Genomic DNA, 15,832 nt, shown 5'->3' on the forward strand with positions numbered 1-15,832 from the left:
GAAACTGTACATAGGCATTGAGCAGTAGAATGACGCAGAGGCGGGAATGACATGGGAGAGACGGCAGGGAATCGAAAGTGGAAGTGGACGGTAGGCGCCAAGCTGATGACGGCATTTATCAGCGTACTGCTGCTGCTCGCCGTGAACGGGGCGTTAAGCTTCGTGACGATGTCCAAGATGAAGGAGACGAATGTCGAGCTGACCGACAAATGGCTGGTTGGCGCGGAGACGATCAACGGCATCAATTATTTGACCGAGCATGTGATGAATCTGCAGTACAGGCTGCTGGACGAGCAGAACGCGGCCATGAAGAAGCAGTACATCGCGGATGCGGCGGCGACGATGACGAAGGTCCACGCCAGCTTTGAAACCTATCGTTCGGTATTGAATGAAGGCGACACGACGGAGAAAGAGCTGTTCGACAAGCTCGTGACCGCGTGGAAGGACTACGAGGACGATTATACGCAGCTGGCGAACAGTGCGTCGAAATCTTTGACGGCAGAGGAAGAGAACAACTTCCGCAAGGCGTCCGAGGGTTCTTTTGCCACGCTGCAGAACAACCTGGATTACCTCGTCCGCAACAACCATAGCGGCACGGAGGACGCGAAGGACGAGAGCGCGAAGCTCGGGACGCAGTCCACGGCAACGATCCTGATTGCGGTTGGAGCAGGCATTGTTTTGGTCATCCTGTTGACCCTGTACGTCCGTCATGCGATCGCGAAGCCGATCCGTCAAGCGGCGCATGTCGTCGATGAAGTGGCCAAAGGCAATTTGCAGACTTCGGTGCCTTCGAGCCGCAGCCGGGATGAAATCGGCCGCTTGCTCGCCTCGCTGCAGGCGATGCTGACGCAGCTGCGTTCGGCCATGCTCGGCGTACAGGAAGCGTCGGCCGGGATCGCCTCCTCGTCCCGGCAAATGCTGAACGTCTCCGAGCAGAATGCCGATTCGTCCCAACAAGCGGCGGAAGCCGTGACGGAGATGGCGGCAGGCGCCGAGCTCGCTTTTGCCCGGTTCGAGGAAGCCGGCAAGACGACGGAGGATTTGGGCGCGGGCATTAATCGAATCGCGGAATCCGCATCCGTCGTCGCTTCGTTATCGGCGGACGCGAGCAGGCAGGCGCAGCATGGCCGGGAAGCGGTGAATGAAGCGGTCGTTCGGATGTCCGCCGTTAATGACAGCGTCAGCTTGGCGGCCAAGCAAGTGGCGCAATTAGAGGCGCACTCGCAAAGCATCGGCTTGATCTCCAAGCTGATCGGCAACGTGTCGAAGCAGACGAACCTATTGGCGCTTAATGCGGCGATCGAAGCTGCGCGGGCAGGCGAACACGGCCGGGGCTTCGGCGTCGTGGCGGAAGAAGTCCGGATGCTTGCCGGCCAAACGTCCGACGCAGTCATGGAAATCGGCGAGCTCATCGGGCGGATTGTAAACGATACGTCCGCGGCAGCGCGCCAAATGCATGACAGCGCGATGGAAGCGGAGGCGGGCATGCGCGCCGTCCGCGCGGCCGGCGCTTCGCTCGCGGAGATCACGAGCGCATCGGAGCGCGTATCGGGCCAAGTGCAGGAGGTCGCGGCCGCCTCGGAAGAGCTGGCGGCAGGCTCGCAGCAGCTTGCCGGCGCGATGCTGCGCCTGCAGAGCTACGCGAAGCAAAGCGCGGAGACCGCGGTGACCGTAGCGGCGACGTCGGAAGAGCAGACGGCCTCGGCGGAGCAGATTGCAACTTCCTCTCGCGCCCTCAGCCGGATCGCGGGAGAAATGAACGAGCTGGCATCCGGATTTAAGCTGTAGCGGGCGGGCATACAAGCTTCGTATTAGTCGATTGCAGGCCCTACGTTCGAGCCGCGTGCACGATGCCGGCGCCAGTAGGGAGTGTCTTGCCAACTAACTTAAGGGGAGTCTATCTATTCAATCGTGCGTTCAGGTCAACCAGTTTTTGCTGGTTGGCTTTTCTTATGGGCGGCTTTCGAAGGAGGTATTCGGGGGAGAGAGGGGGAAGGGCAAAACAGGGCAAAAGGTGCACCCAGTACACTACATTTGCCGAAAAGCAGCCAATTCCGAGCAAGAGCAGCACCCCGTACACTACCTTGGAGGATAGCAGCCAATTCGTCGGCCAATTTAACAAGGGGGGCGTCCCGAAAGTCGTCATCGATGACTTTCGGGACGCCCCCTATTGGCGTTCTAGCCCTTATTCATTTATAAGGCTCCCATATATCCGTCGGCGAGACGCCGAGCTCATCGGCGATCAACTGAGCGGTAAGCCGTTGCGGTCTCTTAATCTTGCCGTTGCGAATGTTAGAGATCGTCGTCAATGAAATTTGCGTATTTTCGGCTAATTGGGTGACGGATACGCGTTTCTCGAGCATGAGCAGGCGCAGCTTGTAGGAAGCGTCCGAATTCGTTGCAGGTCTCTCGTGTTCCTTGACCGGTCCGGCTGCCAAGGCTTCCCCTTCTCCCGCGGTTTCCATCGTAAGCACGAGGGCAGCGTAGCATCTGAACGTCCCGTCGCCGTTGAAGAAAGGCCTGACGACGGAGCGGATGCGGAATCGGTCATGGAACAGCTGCAACGTAAAATGAAACTCGCCGATCTGCCGGCTGAATTGCAATTCCTGAAGCTGGGCAAGGACGCGCGCGCGATCCTGCTCGGCGATGAATTGTCCCGGCTCCGTACGGGAAAGCTCCAAACGGTCGTATGCGATCGGACCGCGGTAGCCGCGCAGCGAGAGGACGGTTCCTGAGGGCGTCAGGCGCATGGACACGATCGCATGACGCTCATGCGCCGTATCCTCGATCCATTTGTCCTCGGACCTGTCATGCACGGTCACGATAAGGTATGTTTCGCCGGCGGCCAGCGTCTGCTTGACATGGAACTCTCCGAACAGAGATGCCGAATCCGACAGGGTAAAGTACGATTCCGCGTAGGCTTCCAAATTGTGCGGCGTAATGGAGTCGCATAACAGGTCGACGATCGACCACAGCGGCTTCGAGCCAAGCAAAGGAAGCGAAGCAAGCGGCAACCCGATCAGTTGATCGCTGGTGCAACCGGTGAGTGAATAGAAGGCTTCGTTGCAAGCATAGATATGTCGACTGTTTTGATAGATTCGAATGACCATAATCGGATTAGGAGAATGAGAGAATAGATCCAACATCATCTTCAGCACCTCTGCTAAGTTGTGCTACAAGTATAGCACAATCGTCTTCGGAATCGTCCGCGAAAGGATAGAGCACGATGGCTCGTCGAAGGAAGTAGATATAGGAGAGGTAAGAGACCCGTATGATGGACGGAACAATCGGGTACGCTATGCGGGTATGGAACATTTAGGATTAGGGAGTGTCCGCAATGCACGAAGATACCGGTTTATTGTTTCAATTCGCCGATTCCAGCGCTGCGTCGCTCGCAAGCGGCACGTTTCAAGAGCTAGGCTACGATCCCGTCATTCAGCAGGGCAGCGAGGTGCATATTCATATGCGCGGGGACGATATCACGTCGGCGCTCGAAATCGCGCAGTCGCATGGCGGCCAGCTGGCCGTGGAATCCTCCATTCCTGAGATATCGCTGACGAACGAGGCCTACCGCATGGAAAACATTACGATACCCGCCCATGTCGTGAACGAGGATTGGATCGCGCGTGAAGAGACGCCGGACGGCCTGCAGAATCACGACGACGATGCGCCGGAAGCGGACGAGTTCTTCCCGGACGACGGCTCGTACGGCTATTTCTCCGGCGACGTGCATATCTGAATCGACACGAAGAAGGCTGACCGGCGCGATTGCTCGCTTGGTCAGCCTGTTTCAATCGGACAGCGCCGCATGGCTGCCGGCCGCATAGCCCGTAGAGAACGCCGCCGTAATGTTATAGCCGCCGGTATAGCCGTGAATGTCCAGCACTTCTCCGCAGAAATATAAGCCCCGCATCAGCTTCGATTGCATCGTCTTGGGATCGATTTCCTTGAGATTGACGCCGCCGCCCGTAACGAAGGCATCCTCCAGCTTCAATGTCCCGTACGCCCGCATCGGGAATGCCTTAATCAGCTTCGCGAATTCCAGCCATGCCTGTTTCGGAATATGGTCATACGTCAGCTGCTCATCCAGGCCGGCTTCCTTCATTAATATAGGAAGCATGCGTTCAGGCAAATAGCTTCGCAGCACGTTCTTGATCGTCTTCTTCGCTTCGGCCCCAGCCAGCTTCAGCGTCTCGTCGTACACCTCCGCCGCGGATTGATCCGGCCGCAGATCGATGGTCAGCAGGGCGTTGCGCGCGTCGCCTTTCTTCAGTTCCTTCACGACGAATTGGCTGCAGCGCAGCGCGATGGGACCGGATACGCCGAAATGGGTGAAGATCATATCGCCCCGATGCTCCGTTACCCGTTTGCCTTTCGCGTTCCAGACGGATAAACTGACATCCCTGAGCGACAGCCCTTGCAGCTCTTTGCTTTGAATAAACGGCTCGTTCGACGTAATCGGCACCTCCGTCGGGAAGAGCTCCGTTATCGAATGTCCGGCGCGTTCCGCCCATGGATAGCCGTCGCCGGTCGAACCCGTATGGGGGACGGACTTGCCGCCGGTAGCAACGATAACGCTTCTGCAAGTAATCGTTTCGCCTGATGGCAGCAAGACGCCATGGACATGGCCGTCCTCGTATAGGACTTGCTTGACGGGCGCATTCACGCGGATGTCCACGCCCTGCCTTCGCACCTGGCCAATAAGTGCGTCGACGACCGTCTTGGCTTTATCGCTAACAGGAAACATCCGGCCGTTGTCTTCTTCCTTGAGCGCGATGCCGAGGCCTTCGAAGAATGCAATGATGTCTTTGTTGCCGAAGCTTGTTAATGCACTGTAGAGGAAACGGCCGTTCCCTGGAATAAACTTGATCAGTTCGTCGAGATCCTTGTTGTTCGTCACGTTGCAGCGGCCGCCGCCCGAAATGCCCAGCTTACGTCCGAGCTTGTCCCCTTTGTCCAGCAGAAGCGCGCTCGCTCCGTGCTTGCTGGCTGCAATTGCGGCCATGAGCCCGGCGGAGCCGCCTCCTATAATAATAACCTCGTAATTCATTGGTTTTCCCCTCGATTATCGATCGCTTAGAATGTCAGATTGCCGATACCTATCATACTATCCAGTTTGAGGAGCGTCTACTCGGCTTCATGCCTGTCCCTTTACGCCAACTTCATATTTATGGGAGAATATACCAATCCTGGTTTGACTATTATTGAATCGGAAATACATTGTAAAAACGATAGACCTATGATTTAATCGGATTAACAGGTAAATAGGATATACAATAACTGGGTTTCTTCTGAAGGGTGGGACTCAATTTTGTGTGGAAGCTAATTCTATTGCAATTCATTCTAGCTTTGCTTCCGGTATTTATATTTCAATTTTGGTATGACTACTCCAAACCACTCAAAAGGGTTCCTTACCTGCTGATTCTGATTTGCGGCGCCTGCGTGACGCTTGGCATTGCGGTGTGCGCCGAGGTGAAAGGGTTTGACCTGGATTACCTTTATTCGCAGCTGATTATCGGTTCATTGTACGGGGGACCATGGGTCACGCTGGCTCTGACAACCATCTATCTGATCGCCGAACAGTTCATGATGGAGGGCAGCTGGGGCTGGATCGAGATGGCGGGCACGGTGTTGTTCGTTATTCCGATCATTTCCATGTTCAATCATTCCTTTTATCTCGTGGAGCGCAGGAAGAAATATAAGATTGCGTTCGGATTGACGGCGGTCATACTTTTGATTCGTTTCTGCACCTTCCTTAATTACAGCTACGTCGAGCATCCTGATATGCAAATGACCGACTATGCCGCCATTCTGATCCATCAGCTGGGGTACTTCGTCATTATCGGCCTGGCAATCTTCTTCTCGGATCACTTCGTGCATCACCAGCACGTGAATTACCAGCTGCACAAAATTTCGAACAGCTTTCGCATCGAGGTGCAGAAGCTGCAGCAATTTATAGAAGAAACGCCGCTCGGCGTCATCTTCGTCGACCAAGCCGGCACGATTACGCACATCAATGAGATGGCTATTCTCCTGCTGAAGGACAAGGTAGGCGGCAGGCAGCGGCATGAGCTGATCGGACAGCCGTTTACGATCCTGTACGACCACATCGAGAAGGATGTACTTGGGCGTCTGCTCTATCAAGCGCTGAACGGCCACAAGATCACGACGGAATACGTGCAGGAGCAGGGGAAGATATACGTTAATTCCGGCATCTGCGTGCGCGATATTCAAAATAACGAAATCATCGGCGCGGCGATCATCGCTCACGATATCACGGAGCTGAACCGGCTTCGCGATGAGGTCGGGCGTATGGAACGGCTTAGTCTCGTCGGACAGATGGCCGCCAGCATTACGCATGAGATCCGTAATCCGATGGCGGTCATCCGGGGGTTCGTGCAGCTTATGCGCGAGCGAAGCCCGGACAATCAGAAGGAATATTACCGCATCGTCATGGAGGAGCTCGACCGGGCGAACAGCATTATCAGCGACTTTTTATCGCTGGCCCAGAACCGGGTTATCGAGAAGAACAGCCAGTCGCTGCACGATATTATCAACGAGATCCTGCCGCTGCTGTGGGCGGACGCCAATATGCGGGGCCAATCGCTCGAGCTTAACCTGACGGATCAGATTCCGATGCTGATGCTGAACGAGAAAGAGATGAAGCAGCTTATTCTGAACCTTGCCCGGAACGGGATGGAGGCGATGGATCAGCACGGCGTGCTTTCTTTGGAAACGGCTACATTCGAGAACTTCGTGGAGATGCGCGTCAGCGATACCGGCAGCGGCATCCCGCAGGAGAAGCTGGAGCATCTGTTCGAGCCGTTCTATACGACCAAATCCCACGGGACCGGCCTCGGCCTGCCGCTTTGCCTCAGCATCATGGAGCGTCACGGCGGCGTCATTCACGTCGATTCCAAGGAAGGGACCGGCACGACCTTCATCGTCCGTTTCGACCGCAGCCGCAATTCATACGAAGCCGCGGCCGCGCTGAGCCGGGATTAGCGACAGCAATCATACGTAACGCGATACATAACGAAATCGAGAACGAATAGCCGGTAACGGATCGGCGGATAAGCGGAATTCCTTGCGCGCATACTACCTTTGGAAGGGGGTGCCAGCAGTGGGAAACAATCCGCAGTCACGCAGCGATTCCGTTCAGGATGCGGCAGCCAGCAAGAAGAAGCAGGGCGGCAAAGCTCCTGAATCGGAAGGCTACGACAAGAAATTAGACGGCCCTAATCGCCCTTCTATCTGAGGAAGGAGCGCGGGCATGAGTAAACCAAACGAGCAAAACAAGCATAACGAGCAAGACGAGCATAACGAGCAGCAGACCCAAGGACTAAGAGCCGGCGGCGATGATCCCGAGCTGGATCCCTATGAGATCAACTTCCTGCCGGAGTTCCGCAGCGGCCGGGGGCCCAGAGCGCCCTTCGTCAATAGCAGCGGCGTCCTGATCGGCGATCATATGTACGAATCGCCGGAGTCGCCGCTGAGCAGCTGGACGGCCGAGACGGATCCCGCCATAATGGCCGGCAGCGAGTGGGTGCATCCGTTCAAGGACATCGGATTTCAGACCAGCGAGAACCGGGAATATTTCGAGCAGGGCATCCAGCCGGCGGGCGGAATCTTCACGCATCCCGATAAGGATGCGGCGTACGGGGCGATGAACGACAGCGAGTTGGACGATGATCCGCAATGAAGCACCGAAGCAATCGGGCGCAGGCCTGGTTGCTTTTTCTTTGCTTTCATATAGGGAGGGGGGTATAATAGAAAGAAAATGAATTCATAAGGAGCGATCACATATGTCGATGTCTTTTGAACGTTATATGCTTGATATGGTTCAACCCATGCGCGACGACTTGACCCGAATCGGAATCGAGGAGCTGCGCACGCCCGAAGCGGTAGTAGAGAAGCTTCCGGATGCCAAGGGAACCGCCTTGCTCGTCATCAACTCCGTATGCGGCTGCGCCGCCGGCCAATGCCGTCCGGGCGTTGCGCATGCGCTGCAATCCGAGATCAAACCGGATCACCTGTTCACGGTGTTCGCCGGCCAGGACAAAGAAGCAACGGCTAAAGCGCGCGAATACCTTGCGCCGTACCCGCCGTCCTCGCCTTCCATCGCCCTGTTCAAGGACGGAGAACTCGTGCATTTCATCGAGCGCCACCAAATTGAGAACCGTTCGGCCGCCGATATCGCAGCAGATCTGACTTCTGCATTCGAGCGGTACTGCCAATAAGAGGTGAGAGCATGAGCTTGCAGGAACAGATCGTCAAAGAGCTTGGCGTTAAACCTGAGATCGATCCGCAGCAAGAGATTCGCAAGCGGGTCGACTTCCTGAAAGACTATGTACGCAAATCCGGTACGGCCGGCCTCCTGATCGCCATCAGCGGAGGGATCGACAGCGCGGTTGCGACCGGCTTGTGCAAGCTGGCGACCGACGAGCTGAGCGAAGAAACCGGCAAGGAATATATGACGCTCGGCGTGTTCCAGCCTTACGGCGAACAAGTCGACATTTCCGACAGCTACGAGGTCGCCGAAGCGTTCAAGCTGAAGCACCGCGTGGAGACGAACATCCAGGAGGCGGTCGACGAGATCGCCTTGGAAGTGGAACACAGCCTGAAATCGATCGGCATCTCCCGTCACATCAGCCGCGGCGGCAAAGGCAACGTGAAGGCGCGCACCCGCATGGTGACGCAGTACGCGCTCGCGTTCGAGCTTAACCTGCTCGTCGTCGGCACGGACCACGCTTCCGAAGCGATCACCGGCTTCTACACGAAGTGGGGCGACGGCGCGGTCGATATCACGCCGCTCAGCACGCTGAACAAGCGCCAAGTCCGTCAGGTTGCGGCAGCGCTCGGCGTTCCTGGCGCAGTCGTGACGAAGGCGCCGACGGCGGGACTGTGGGAAGGCCAAACCGACGAGGACGAGCTCGGCATCACCTATGACGAGAACAGCGATTACCTCGAAGGCAAGCCGGTCAGCGACGCAGCTCGCGAGAAGCTGGAGAAGCAGTACGTCAAGACCGCGCACAAACGGAACACGATTCCGGGCATCTAAGGATGCGATTCGATTACGCCCTTCGGCTTCGGCCGAGGGGCGTTGTTTGTATGCGCGAGCTGGCGGGCAATGCTGTAGCGCAAATAGCAGGTTGGCATAGCGCATATTGCCGACTGCATTTTTTTGGTATGATAGGGGCATATCGTTGAACCACTATGGGGAGGTAGTTCAAGCCATGCATCCATCCGTTTGGCAGCATCGCAAGCCGCTCGTCAATACCGTTCAAGCACTCTCGGAAGGCCAACTGACCGTCGGCTTCATCGGCGGCTCGATTACGGACGCTCGTCCGCGCCACAACTGGCCGGAACCGGTCATCGGCTGGCTCGTCGAGCAATTCCCGCAGGCGAGAATCGTCGTCGAAAATGCCGCGATCGGCGCGACGGGCAGCGAGCTGGCCGTCCTTCGGGCGAAGCGGGATCTCATTGACCGCGGCTGTCGGCTCGTATTTATCGATTACGCTGTCAACGATTCCGGCGAACCTTCGGAGAAGCGCAGGCGGACGCGGGAAGGTCTGGTCCGCAAGCTGCTGGCGGACGGCAGCAGCGACGTCGTGCTTGCGCATACGTACATGCAGGACATGTACGCGGCGATGAGCGTTGGCGGCGTACCGGATTCCATTGCGGAACTGGAGGAGCTGGCGGAGCATTACGGCATCGGCTCCGTCTGGATGGGGCTGTATGCGCTGGAGGAAGTGCGCAAGGGCCGAATGAGGTGGGAGGAATGGCTGCCCGACGGCTTGCATCCGACAAGCCGCGGCAGCTACAGCTATGGCCAAAGCATCATCGCTTTCCTCGAGCGGGAGCTGGGGATCGGAGCAGGCGAGTCGAAGCCGGAGCAGGCGGAAGGTCGTCAGGTCGAGGCTAGCGGACTGCCCGAACCTTTGAATCCGAAGCATTGGGGAGCGGCAGAGCTTCTGCCTCTTGCGGAGGTCAAGACAGAAGGGCCGTGGACCATTCGCCGCTGGCCGTTCTACGAATGGATCGATCAGGTGCTTGAAACTGCGGCTGTCGGCGCGAAGCTGTCGTTCTCGTTTACCGGACGGGGGCTATCGCTCGGATTTGATTTCGGGAAGTTGTCTGCCGAGTTCCGTTACCGGCTCGACGGCGGCGATTGGATCACGGTCAGCCGTAACCGGCCGGACTGGTGCGCGGACGAAGGGTGGTTCCATACTTGGTTCCTAGGGGACGAGCTGGAGCCCGGCGAGCATCGGATGGAGCTTGAAGTCATTCACGGCGATCGGCCGGAATGCAGAGGAACGAATTTCCGATTGGCGCTGATCGGCGTCATCGGCTAAGTGAGGCGGTTGAATCACAGTGATCATCGGTATCGGACATGATCTCGCTTCGCTGGAGCGGATCGAGAAGACATTGCGGGGATCCTCCGGCGAGCGTTTCCGGGAGCGGATCCTGACGGCGCACGAACGGGAGATGTCTTCGGCATATAGCGGCAGACGCGCCGCGGAATTCATCGGCGGGCGCTTCGCCGTCAAGGAAGCCGTCTCCAAAGCCTTCGGCTGCGGCATCGGCGCCGCGCTCGGCTTTCAAGACATCGAGATCGGCCGCGAGGCCGGGGGTAAGCCTGTCTGCCGGCTGTCGTCGGCTGCTTGGGCTCGGCTTGGCCATCAGGATCGCAACATCGCGATTCATGTGTCCATCTCGCATGATGCAGCTCTTGCATCCGCTTATGTCATTGTAGAATGCCTCGATTGAAGGCGCTCGCATAACATCGTCACCTTTTGCCCATAATTGGAATACAACATAGGAATAACGGGCGAAGGAAAGGCGGCGAGCGGCGATGAGACAAGGGCTGCAGTCCAAACGAATGTTCAGGAGCGGGCAGGCCGTTCCGCTTGATGGACTGTACGAGGATTTGTGGGGCTGCTGCCTGCCGCTGCTGCAGGGCGACCTGTTTCCGCCGCATCCGACGATGGGCGATTCCAAATGGTCGTATAGAGGACCGGTGGGAGCGGGTCTGCCTCAATGGAGACGGACGGCAGGGAAGGAAGCCAAGTAACCAATACAGTATTATAGCGATAGACAGGAAAAAGATCCTTATGAGGGGCTGAGCCAGCCTCCCGTAAGGATCTTTTTCTAGCTCCATTTGTTCTGCATGGGAGGGCCGATCTCGCTGGCGGTTACTTCTTGGCGCTTAGCCAGGCGGCCAGCTCTTCGATCTGCGCATCCTGCAGTCTTCCGGAGAAGGGCGGCATACCGCCGCCGCCTTGCTTGATTTGAGCAGCAATCTGCGCTTTGGACATTCGTTTGCCGACCTTCGTCAGGTTCGTGGAGTCGCCCATGCGGCCCTTCAGATCGGTGCCATGGCAGGAGATGCAATTGGATCTGAATACCTGCGGCGTATCGGACGCTCCGGCACTGATCGCCTCTGCGGACGCCGAGCCGCTTCCGCTCAAGAAGAGCAGAGCGGGCGGAAGAACCGCCAGCAAGAGAACGCGAATAAATCCGCGGACGGGATGGATTAACGAACGGCTGGTCTTCATGGGAAAAAGCCTCCTTATGCGCTGTCGCTTATGTAAATCATTCTTAAGTAGGAATATTTTGCTAGTCGGATGTGCATTGGTTCCTCTTGAAACGTTGCGTTATAATAGAACGATATGTTTGTGGTTAATTAACTTATTTTGATGTGGAGCTGCAATGAAACACACCTACAGAACAATCATCCTGCATTATTTTCACCGCTTTCATGCAGAAGTATCCATGGCTGCTTATTCAATATCGAAGCCGGGCCGCACATCGCAGCTGATGCCGGAGTTTTACCGCTTCTGGTTCGTTACGCAAGGCGGAGGCGCGCTCAAGGTGGACGGCCGGGAGGTGGAAATGAAGCCCGGTCAGCTGTACCTTGTTCCGCCGGGTGCCTTCCAGTCGTTCGCTGCCGAACCGGAGGTGACGGTCAGCATGTACTGGTGCCATTTCCGCGCATCCATCGGGGACGTTGAGATGTTCGACCTTCTCAAGCTCCCGTTATTCATCGTTCCGGAGGAACAAGAGCGAATGGTGCTGCTGTTCGAACAGCTGATCGAAGCATACCGCTCGCCGCTTCTGACGAGAGAGCTGCGCACCCGCGCGAAGCTGCTCGAGATATTGGCTGTTTTCCTGGAGCACGGCGGCATTAACGAAGCCTCGCTGCGCGAAACAGAGCCGCTCGAGAAGCTCGACCGTGTGTTAGAATATATCGAGGCGCATTTGTCCGAAAGGATCGCCGTGGAGGATCTGGCGCGGCTGGTTTTTCTTCATCCGAACTATTTCATCAGTTATTTCAAGAACCTCATGGGGCATGCACCCGCTCAATATGTCACGTTGCGGAGACTGGAACGCGCCAAATTGCTGCTGGAGCAGAAGGACGAGCTCAATATTACCGACGTCGCCCAGCAAGTCGGCATGCAGGGGCATTATTTGTCCCGCATGTTCCGGCAATACACCGGATTAACCCCGAGCCGGTACAGGCAAACCTACTGTGAAGCTGCAAGGAGATTGGCCCTCGGCGAAGACGAAGATGCATAAGGGAGCGAACACGCATGACAACTGAAGCGGCCAGCTATTTCAGCAGAGAGCTGCTGGGGTGGTATTGGGCCCACAAACGGGATTTGCCTTGGCGGATGAACCGCGATCCGTACCGTGTCTGGGTATCGGAAATCATGCTTCAGCAGACGCGGGTAGATACGGTGATCCCGTATTACGAACGGTTTATGGAGAAATTTCCTACCGCTTCCGCGCTGGCGAACGCGCCGGAACCGGAGGTGCTGAAATGCTGGGAAGGACTCGGCTATTACTCGCGCGCCCGGAATCTGCAGGCGGGAGCGCGCGAGGTATTGGCGCGCCACGGCGGCGTCGTGCCGGATGACAAAGACGCGGTCTCCGCGCTTCGCGGCGTAGGACCTTACACGACGGGCGCGATCATGAGCATCGCGTACAACCGGCCGGAGCCGGCGGTCGACGGCAATGTCATGCGCGTGCTGTCGCGGTACTTCTGCCTCGAGGAGGATATCGCCAAGCCCGCAACTCGCATCGGCATCGAGAAGCTGGCGGCTTCGCTCATACCGGAAGGCTCGGCCGGCGATTTTAATCAGGCGCTTATGGAGCTCGGCGCGCTCGTGTGCACGCCGAAGTCGCCAGGCTGCTTGACTTGCCCGGTGATGATGCATTGCGAAGGGCGCATGGCCGGCAAGGAGCATGTGCTGCCGATCAAGACGAAGGCGAAGCCGCCGCGCCGGGAGACGCGGATCGCGGCGCTCATAACCGGAAGCGGCGAGCTTGCCGGCAAGCTGCTCGTGCGCCAGCGGCCCGAGAGCGGCTTGCTCGCTCAAATGTGGGAGCTGCCGCATGTACTGGCGCCTGACTCGCTCGGCGCGGCATCACCTGTGAAGCGGCGGGGCCGGAGCAAAGCGTCTGCAGTCGTGAATGCAGCTGCGGCCACGGCGACTGGCGAGCTGGAGCTGACTGTGTCGACGGAAGCATCAGTGACAGCATCTGCTGCGGAGGCATTGGCCGGAGAACGCGAGACGGCTGTGGGCTTGGAGCTGGCGTTCCCGGAGCCGGTCTTGCGTGCAGGAACGGCAAGCGTGGTAGGCATGCCGGATGCTGGCGGGAGTTCGGACCGGCGCGCGGCGATGGCGGATTTCATGAGCCGGGCTTTGTCGGCGGAGGACGGGCTGCTCGTCCGGCCGGAGGCCTGGTGGGGCGAGACGGATCATGTGTTCAGCCATATCGTTTGGGACATGCAGGTGTTTCGGGCGGAGTTCGGCTTCTGGCAGGCGACGGAGAAGGCAATTGCGGTAGAACCGGCAGGTATTGCAGGCGCAAGTACAGCAAGTACGGTAAGCCTGCTTAATGCCGTTGCTGCGGCCGAAGCTTCCGCTGCATACGGAGAAGGCCGAGCGCCTGCCCACTACAGATGGATCGGTCCCGAAGAGATGCGGACGTTCGCGTTCCCGAATGTGTTTATCCGCATTTTGCAGGATTATTGGCGCGATTTGGATTGATTCGGCGGAAGGCTCGTTCTACAATGGTTAAGGATGTTAGGTTAATGCGCCCATGGTCGGCGCAAAGGATTAGACGGAACGAACCAATGGGATGGAGGCTGTACCGTGAGCGAAATGCTTGATAGATTGCAGCAGGAGAAGATTGTCGCGATATTCCGCGGCATCGAAGACCAATATGCGGACCAGGCGGCAGAGGCGCTGCTGAGCGGCGGCATCACGCTGATGGAAATTACGATGAACACGGCCGGCGCAGCCGGCATGATCAGCCGCTGGCGCGACAAGTACGGCAGCCAAGCGGGAATCGGCGCAGGCACGGTGCTCGACTTGGACATGGCGAAGGAAGCGGTCGCGGCCGGCGCGCAGTTTCTGATCTCTCCGAATCTCGACGAGTCCGTCGTCGATTACGCGTTGAAGAACAACGTCTCGGTGTGGCCCGGCGTCATGACGCCGACGGAAATCGTACGCGCATGGAAAGCCGGCGCGGAAGCAGTGAAGGTGTTCCCGATGGGCACCCTCGGCTGGAAGTACCTCGCCGAGATCCGCGCGCCGTTGGACCGTATCCCGATGATGGCGACGGGCGGCGTCGATCTCGACAACATCGCGGATTATTTCAAAGCCGGCGCCTGCGCGGTCGGGATGGGCAGCAAGCTCGTCAACCTCGACTGGGTGCGCAGTGGCCGCTTCGATCTGCTGACCGAACGCGCAAGACAGTTCGCGGATGCGGCGAAAGCTTTGTAAGGCACGTGTAATCAGACGGAGAGTCATTGGAGCATCGTGTGGTTTCATTGGGCATGACCGAATTTCATAGATTCATAGAACATCGAAGAAGCGCGGCTGCTGCCGCGCTTCTTTATTTTAGGGCGGAGAAACCTTAACAAGTCCCGCAATAAGCCCCGTAACAAGCCCCATAAAAACAAAGAGGCCTGCGGCATATCCGCAGGCGCAAGAGAGAAAATATATAATAAAGGGGGGTCATGTGTTTATTATAGAGTTGGATTATGAAAGAAACATGAAGGGAATATTACAATTCCATTACAGAGCGCTAAAGGTTTGTTAAAGGCCCTGGCTGGTGGTGAGGGAAAATAAAGTTCTTTAACGCAAAAAAGGTCAATCGTGGCCCGTGCGCGGGCATGTTTATTTCATAATCCCGGTCGAGATCTTATGATGCTTCAAGATGATTGCCCTGAAATATTGCTCCTGTTCTCGGTTCTTGAACGACGCTTTGGGGATGTACCAGAAGTTGCGCTTGTCGTGGAACAATAAATAAAAATCGGCGTTCTCCCAGACGTTCACGAGATAATCCACGTTGATTTTAGAACTTAGTTCGGGCGCGGACAGCGAGAGTTCCTTTTCGTTGAATGCAAATGTAAACAGCTGGTTGTAGCGGGGATCTTTCATTTTCTTGCTGGGCGCAAGGACGAACTTCTTCCGCGCATCGAATGCGGAGAGAATGACGAGGGTGGGTATGGCGACCCAAAGAAGCCACAGATCCCACTTTGCGATGGCAGCCAGGAAAAGCAGCATGATAAGCCCGAATACCGATAACGCGATCAGATTCCTTCGCACGTGAAAATAATGCGCCCTGTTAACCTGCTTTAACGACGACCCGAAATTAAACTGGATTTCCTGCATGGGCTCTCTCCGCTCATTTAAGATATTTCTGCGCATACGGCTTCATTCCGCGTACGCCGAAGTGTCGATTATCTCCACTTCTCTTCCCATTTTAGCATATTTTGGAATGCCATGAGAAGGTTACGGTCGCAGACCAATCGGTC

Annotated in this window: 17 protein-coding genes; 13 read left to right on the forward strand and 4 right to left on the reverse strand. The window is 56.9% G+C overall.

The window, feature by feature from the left end; genetic code table 11:
• Window positions 1-51: 51 nt before the first annotated feature.
• Window positions 52-1,788, forward strand: coding sequence for a methyl-accepting chemotaxis protein (locus tag AC0YNU_RS13720; RefSeq protein ID WP_475757300.1), 1,737 nt, complete (start codon window positions 52-54; stop codon window positions 1,786-1,788).
• Between the two features lie 401 nt (window positions 1,789-2,189).
• Here the strand turns inward: AC0YNU_RS13720 and AC0YNU_RS13725 are convergent, their stop codons facing one another.
• On the reverse strand, window positions 2,190-3,149 hold the full coding sequence (locus AC0YNU_RS13725) for a helix-turn-helix domain-containing protein (protein WP_475757302.1): 960 nt from the start codon (window positions 3,147-3,149) through the stop codon (window positions 2,190-2,192).
• A 188-nt stretch (window positions 3,150-3,337) separates the two neighbouring features.
• Between AC0YNU_RS13725 and AC0YNU_RS13730 the strand changes: the two genes are divergently transcribed.
• Window positions 3,338-3,739 (forward strand): hypothetical protein, encoded by a 402-nt coding sequence (locus AC0YNU_RS13730; protein WP_475757304.1) that lies wholly within the window; start codon window positions 3,338-3,340, stop codon window positions 3,737-3,739.
• Window positions 3,740-3,790: 51 nt separating this feature from the next.
• Here AC0YNU_RS13730 and AC0YNU_RS13735 read toward each other — a convergent pair whose 3' ends face one another.
• Entirely contained in the window at window positions 3,791-5,050 is a 1,260-nt protein-coding gene (locus AC0YNU_RS13735) for a BaiN/RdsA family NAD(P)/FAD-dependent oxidoreductase (protein ID WP_475757307.1), read from the reverse strand.
• Window positions 5,051-5,313: 263 nt separating this feature from the next.
• Between AC0YNU_RS13735 and AC0YNU_RS13740 the strand changes: the two genes are divergently transcribed.
• The 8 genes from AC0YNU_RS13740 (at window position 5,314) to AC0YNU_RS13775 (ending at window position 11,074) form a co-directional block, all read left to right on the forward strand.
• Window positions 5,314-7,005 (forward strand): ATP-binding protein, encoded by a 1,692-nt coding sequence (locus AC0YNU_RS13740; RefSeq protein ID WP_475757309.1) that lies wholly within the window; start codon window positions 5,314-5,316, stop codon window positions 7,003-7,005.
• Between the two features lie 118 nt (window positions 7,006-7,123).
• Entirely contained in the window at window positions 7,124-7,258 is a 135-nt protein-coding gene (locus AC0YNU_RS13745; protein ID WP_475757311.1) for a hypothetical protein, read from the forward strand.
• A gap of 15 nt (window positions 7,259-7,273) precedes the next feature.
• Window positions 7,274-7,702: a DUF3905 domain-containing protein gene (locus AC0YNU_RS13750; protein ID WP_475757313.1), complete on the forward strand. Its 429-nt coding sequence runs from the start codon at window positions 7,274-7,276 to the stop codon at window positions 7,700-7,702.
• 103 nt (window positions 7,703-7,805) lie between these two features.
• Window positions 7,806-8,240, forward strand: coding sequence for a BrxA/BrxB family bacilliredoxin (locus AC0YNU_RS13755; RefSeq protein WP_475757315.1), 435 nt, complete (start codon window positions 7,806-7,808; stop codon window positions 8,238-8,240).
• Window positions 8,241-8,251: 11 nt separating this feature from the next.
• Window positions 8,252-9,061, forward strand: coding sequence for an ammonia-dependent NAD(+) synthetase (nadE, locus tag AC0YNU_RS13760; protein WP_161702549.1), 810 nt, complete (start codon window positions 8,252-8,254; stop codon window positions 9,059-9,061).
• A 175-nt stretch (window positions 9,062-9,236) separates the two neighbouring features.
• Entirely contained in the window at window positions 9,237-10,355 is a 1,119-nt protein-coding gene (locus tag AC0YNU_RS13765; protein ID WP_475757320.1) for an SGNH/GDSL hydrolase family protein, read from the forward strand.
• 19 nt (window positions 10,356-10,374) lie between these two features.
• Window positions 10,375-10,770, forward strand: coding sequence for a holo-ACP synthase (acpS, locus tag AC0YNU_RS13770; protein WP_475757323.1), 396 nt, complete (start codon window positions 10,375-10,377; stop codon window positions 10,768-10,770).
• Window positions 10,771-10,855: 85 nt separating this feature from the next.
• A complete protein-coding gene (locus AC0YNU_RS13775) occupies window positions 10,856-11,074 on the forward strand; it encodes a hypothetical protein (RefSeq protein ID WP_475757325.1) in 219 nt (72 codons plus the stop codon).
• 121 nt (window positions 11,075-11,195) lie between these two features.
• On the opposite strand, the gene AC0YNU_RS13780 is transcribed toward AC0YNU_RS13775, so the two are convergent.
• The gene (locus tag AC0YNU_RS13780; RefSeq protein ID WP_475757327.1) at window positions 11,196-11,558 is read right to left on the reverse strand and encodes a c-type cytochrome; all 363 of its coding nucleotides are present in this window, start codon (window positions 11,556-11,558) and stop codon (window positions 11,196-11,198) included.
• Window positions 11,559-11,775: 217 nt separating this feature from the next.
• Here AC0YNU_RS13780 and AC0YNU_RS13785 point away from each other — a divergent pair, with 217 nt between their 5' ends.
• The 3 genes from AC0YNU_RS13785 to AC0YNU_RS13795 all read left to right on the forward strand — a co-directional run bounded on the left by AC0YNU_RS13785 (window position 11,776) and on the right by AC0YNU_RS13795 (window position 14,795).
• Entirely contained in the window at window positions 11,776-12,579 is an 804-nt protein-coding gene (locus AC0YNU_RS13785; protein ID WP_475757329.1) for an AraC family transcriptional regulator, read from the forward strand.
• A 14-nt stretch (window positions 12,580-12,593) separates the two neighbouring features.
• Window positions 12,594-14,057 carry an A/G-specific adenine glycosylase gene (gene mutY / locus AC0YNU_RS13790; protein WP_475757331.1) on the forward strand — a complete coding sequence of 488 codons (1,464 nt, stop codon included), beginning with the start codon at window positions 12,594-12,596 and terminating at the stop codon, window positions 14,055-14,057.
• A 105-nt stretch (window positions 14,058-14,162) separates the two neighbouring features.
• Window positions 14,163-14,795, forward strand: coding sequence for a bifunctional 4-hydroxy-2-oxoglutarate aldolase/2-dehydro-3-deoxy-phosphogluconate aldolase (locus tag AC0YNU_RS13795; protein ID WP_475757333.1), 633 nt, complete (start codon window positions 14,163-14,165; stop codon window positions 14,793-14,795).
• A gap of 396 nt (window positions 14,796-15,191) precedes the next feature.
• On the opposite strand, the gene AC0YNU_RS13800 is transcribed toward AC0YNU_RS13795, so the two are convergent.
• A complete protein-coding gene (locus AC0YNU_RS13800; protein WP_475757335.1) occupies window positions 15,192-15,689 on the reverse strand; it encodes a YcxB family protein in 498 nt (165 codons plus the stop codon).
• Between the last annotated feature and the right edge of the window lie 143 nt (window positions 15,690-15,832).

It is taken from the genome of Paenibacillus sp. J31P316 (genome assembly GCF_056269105.1).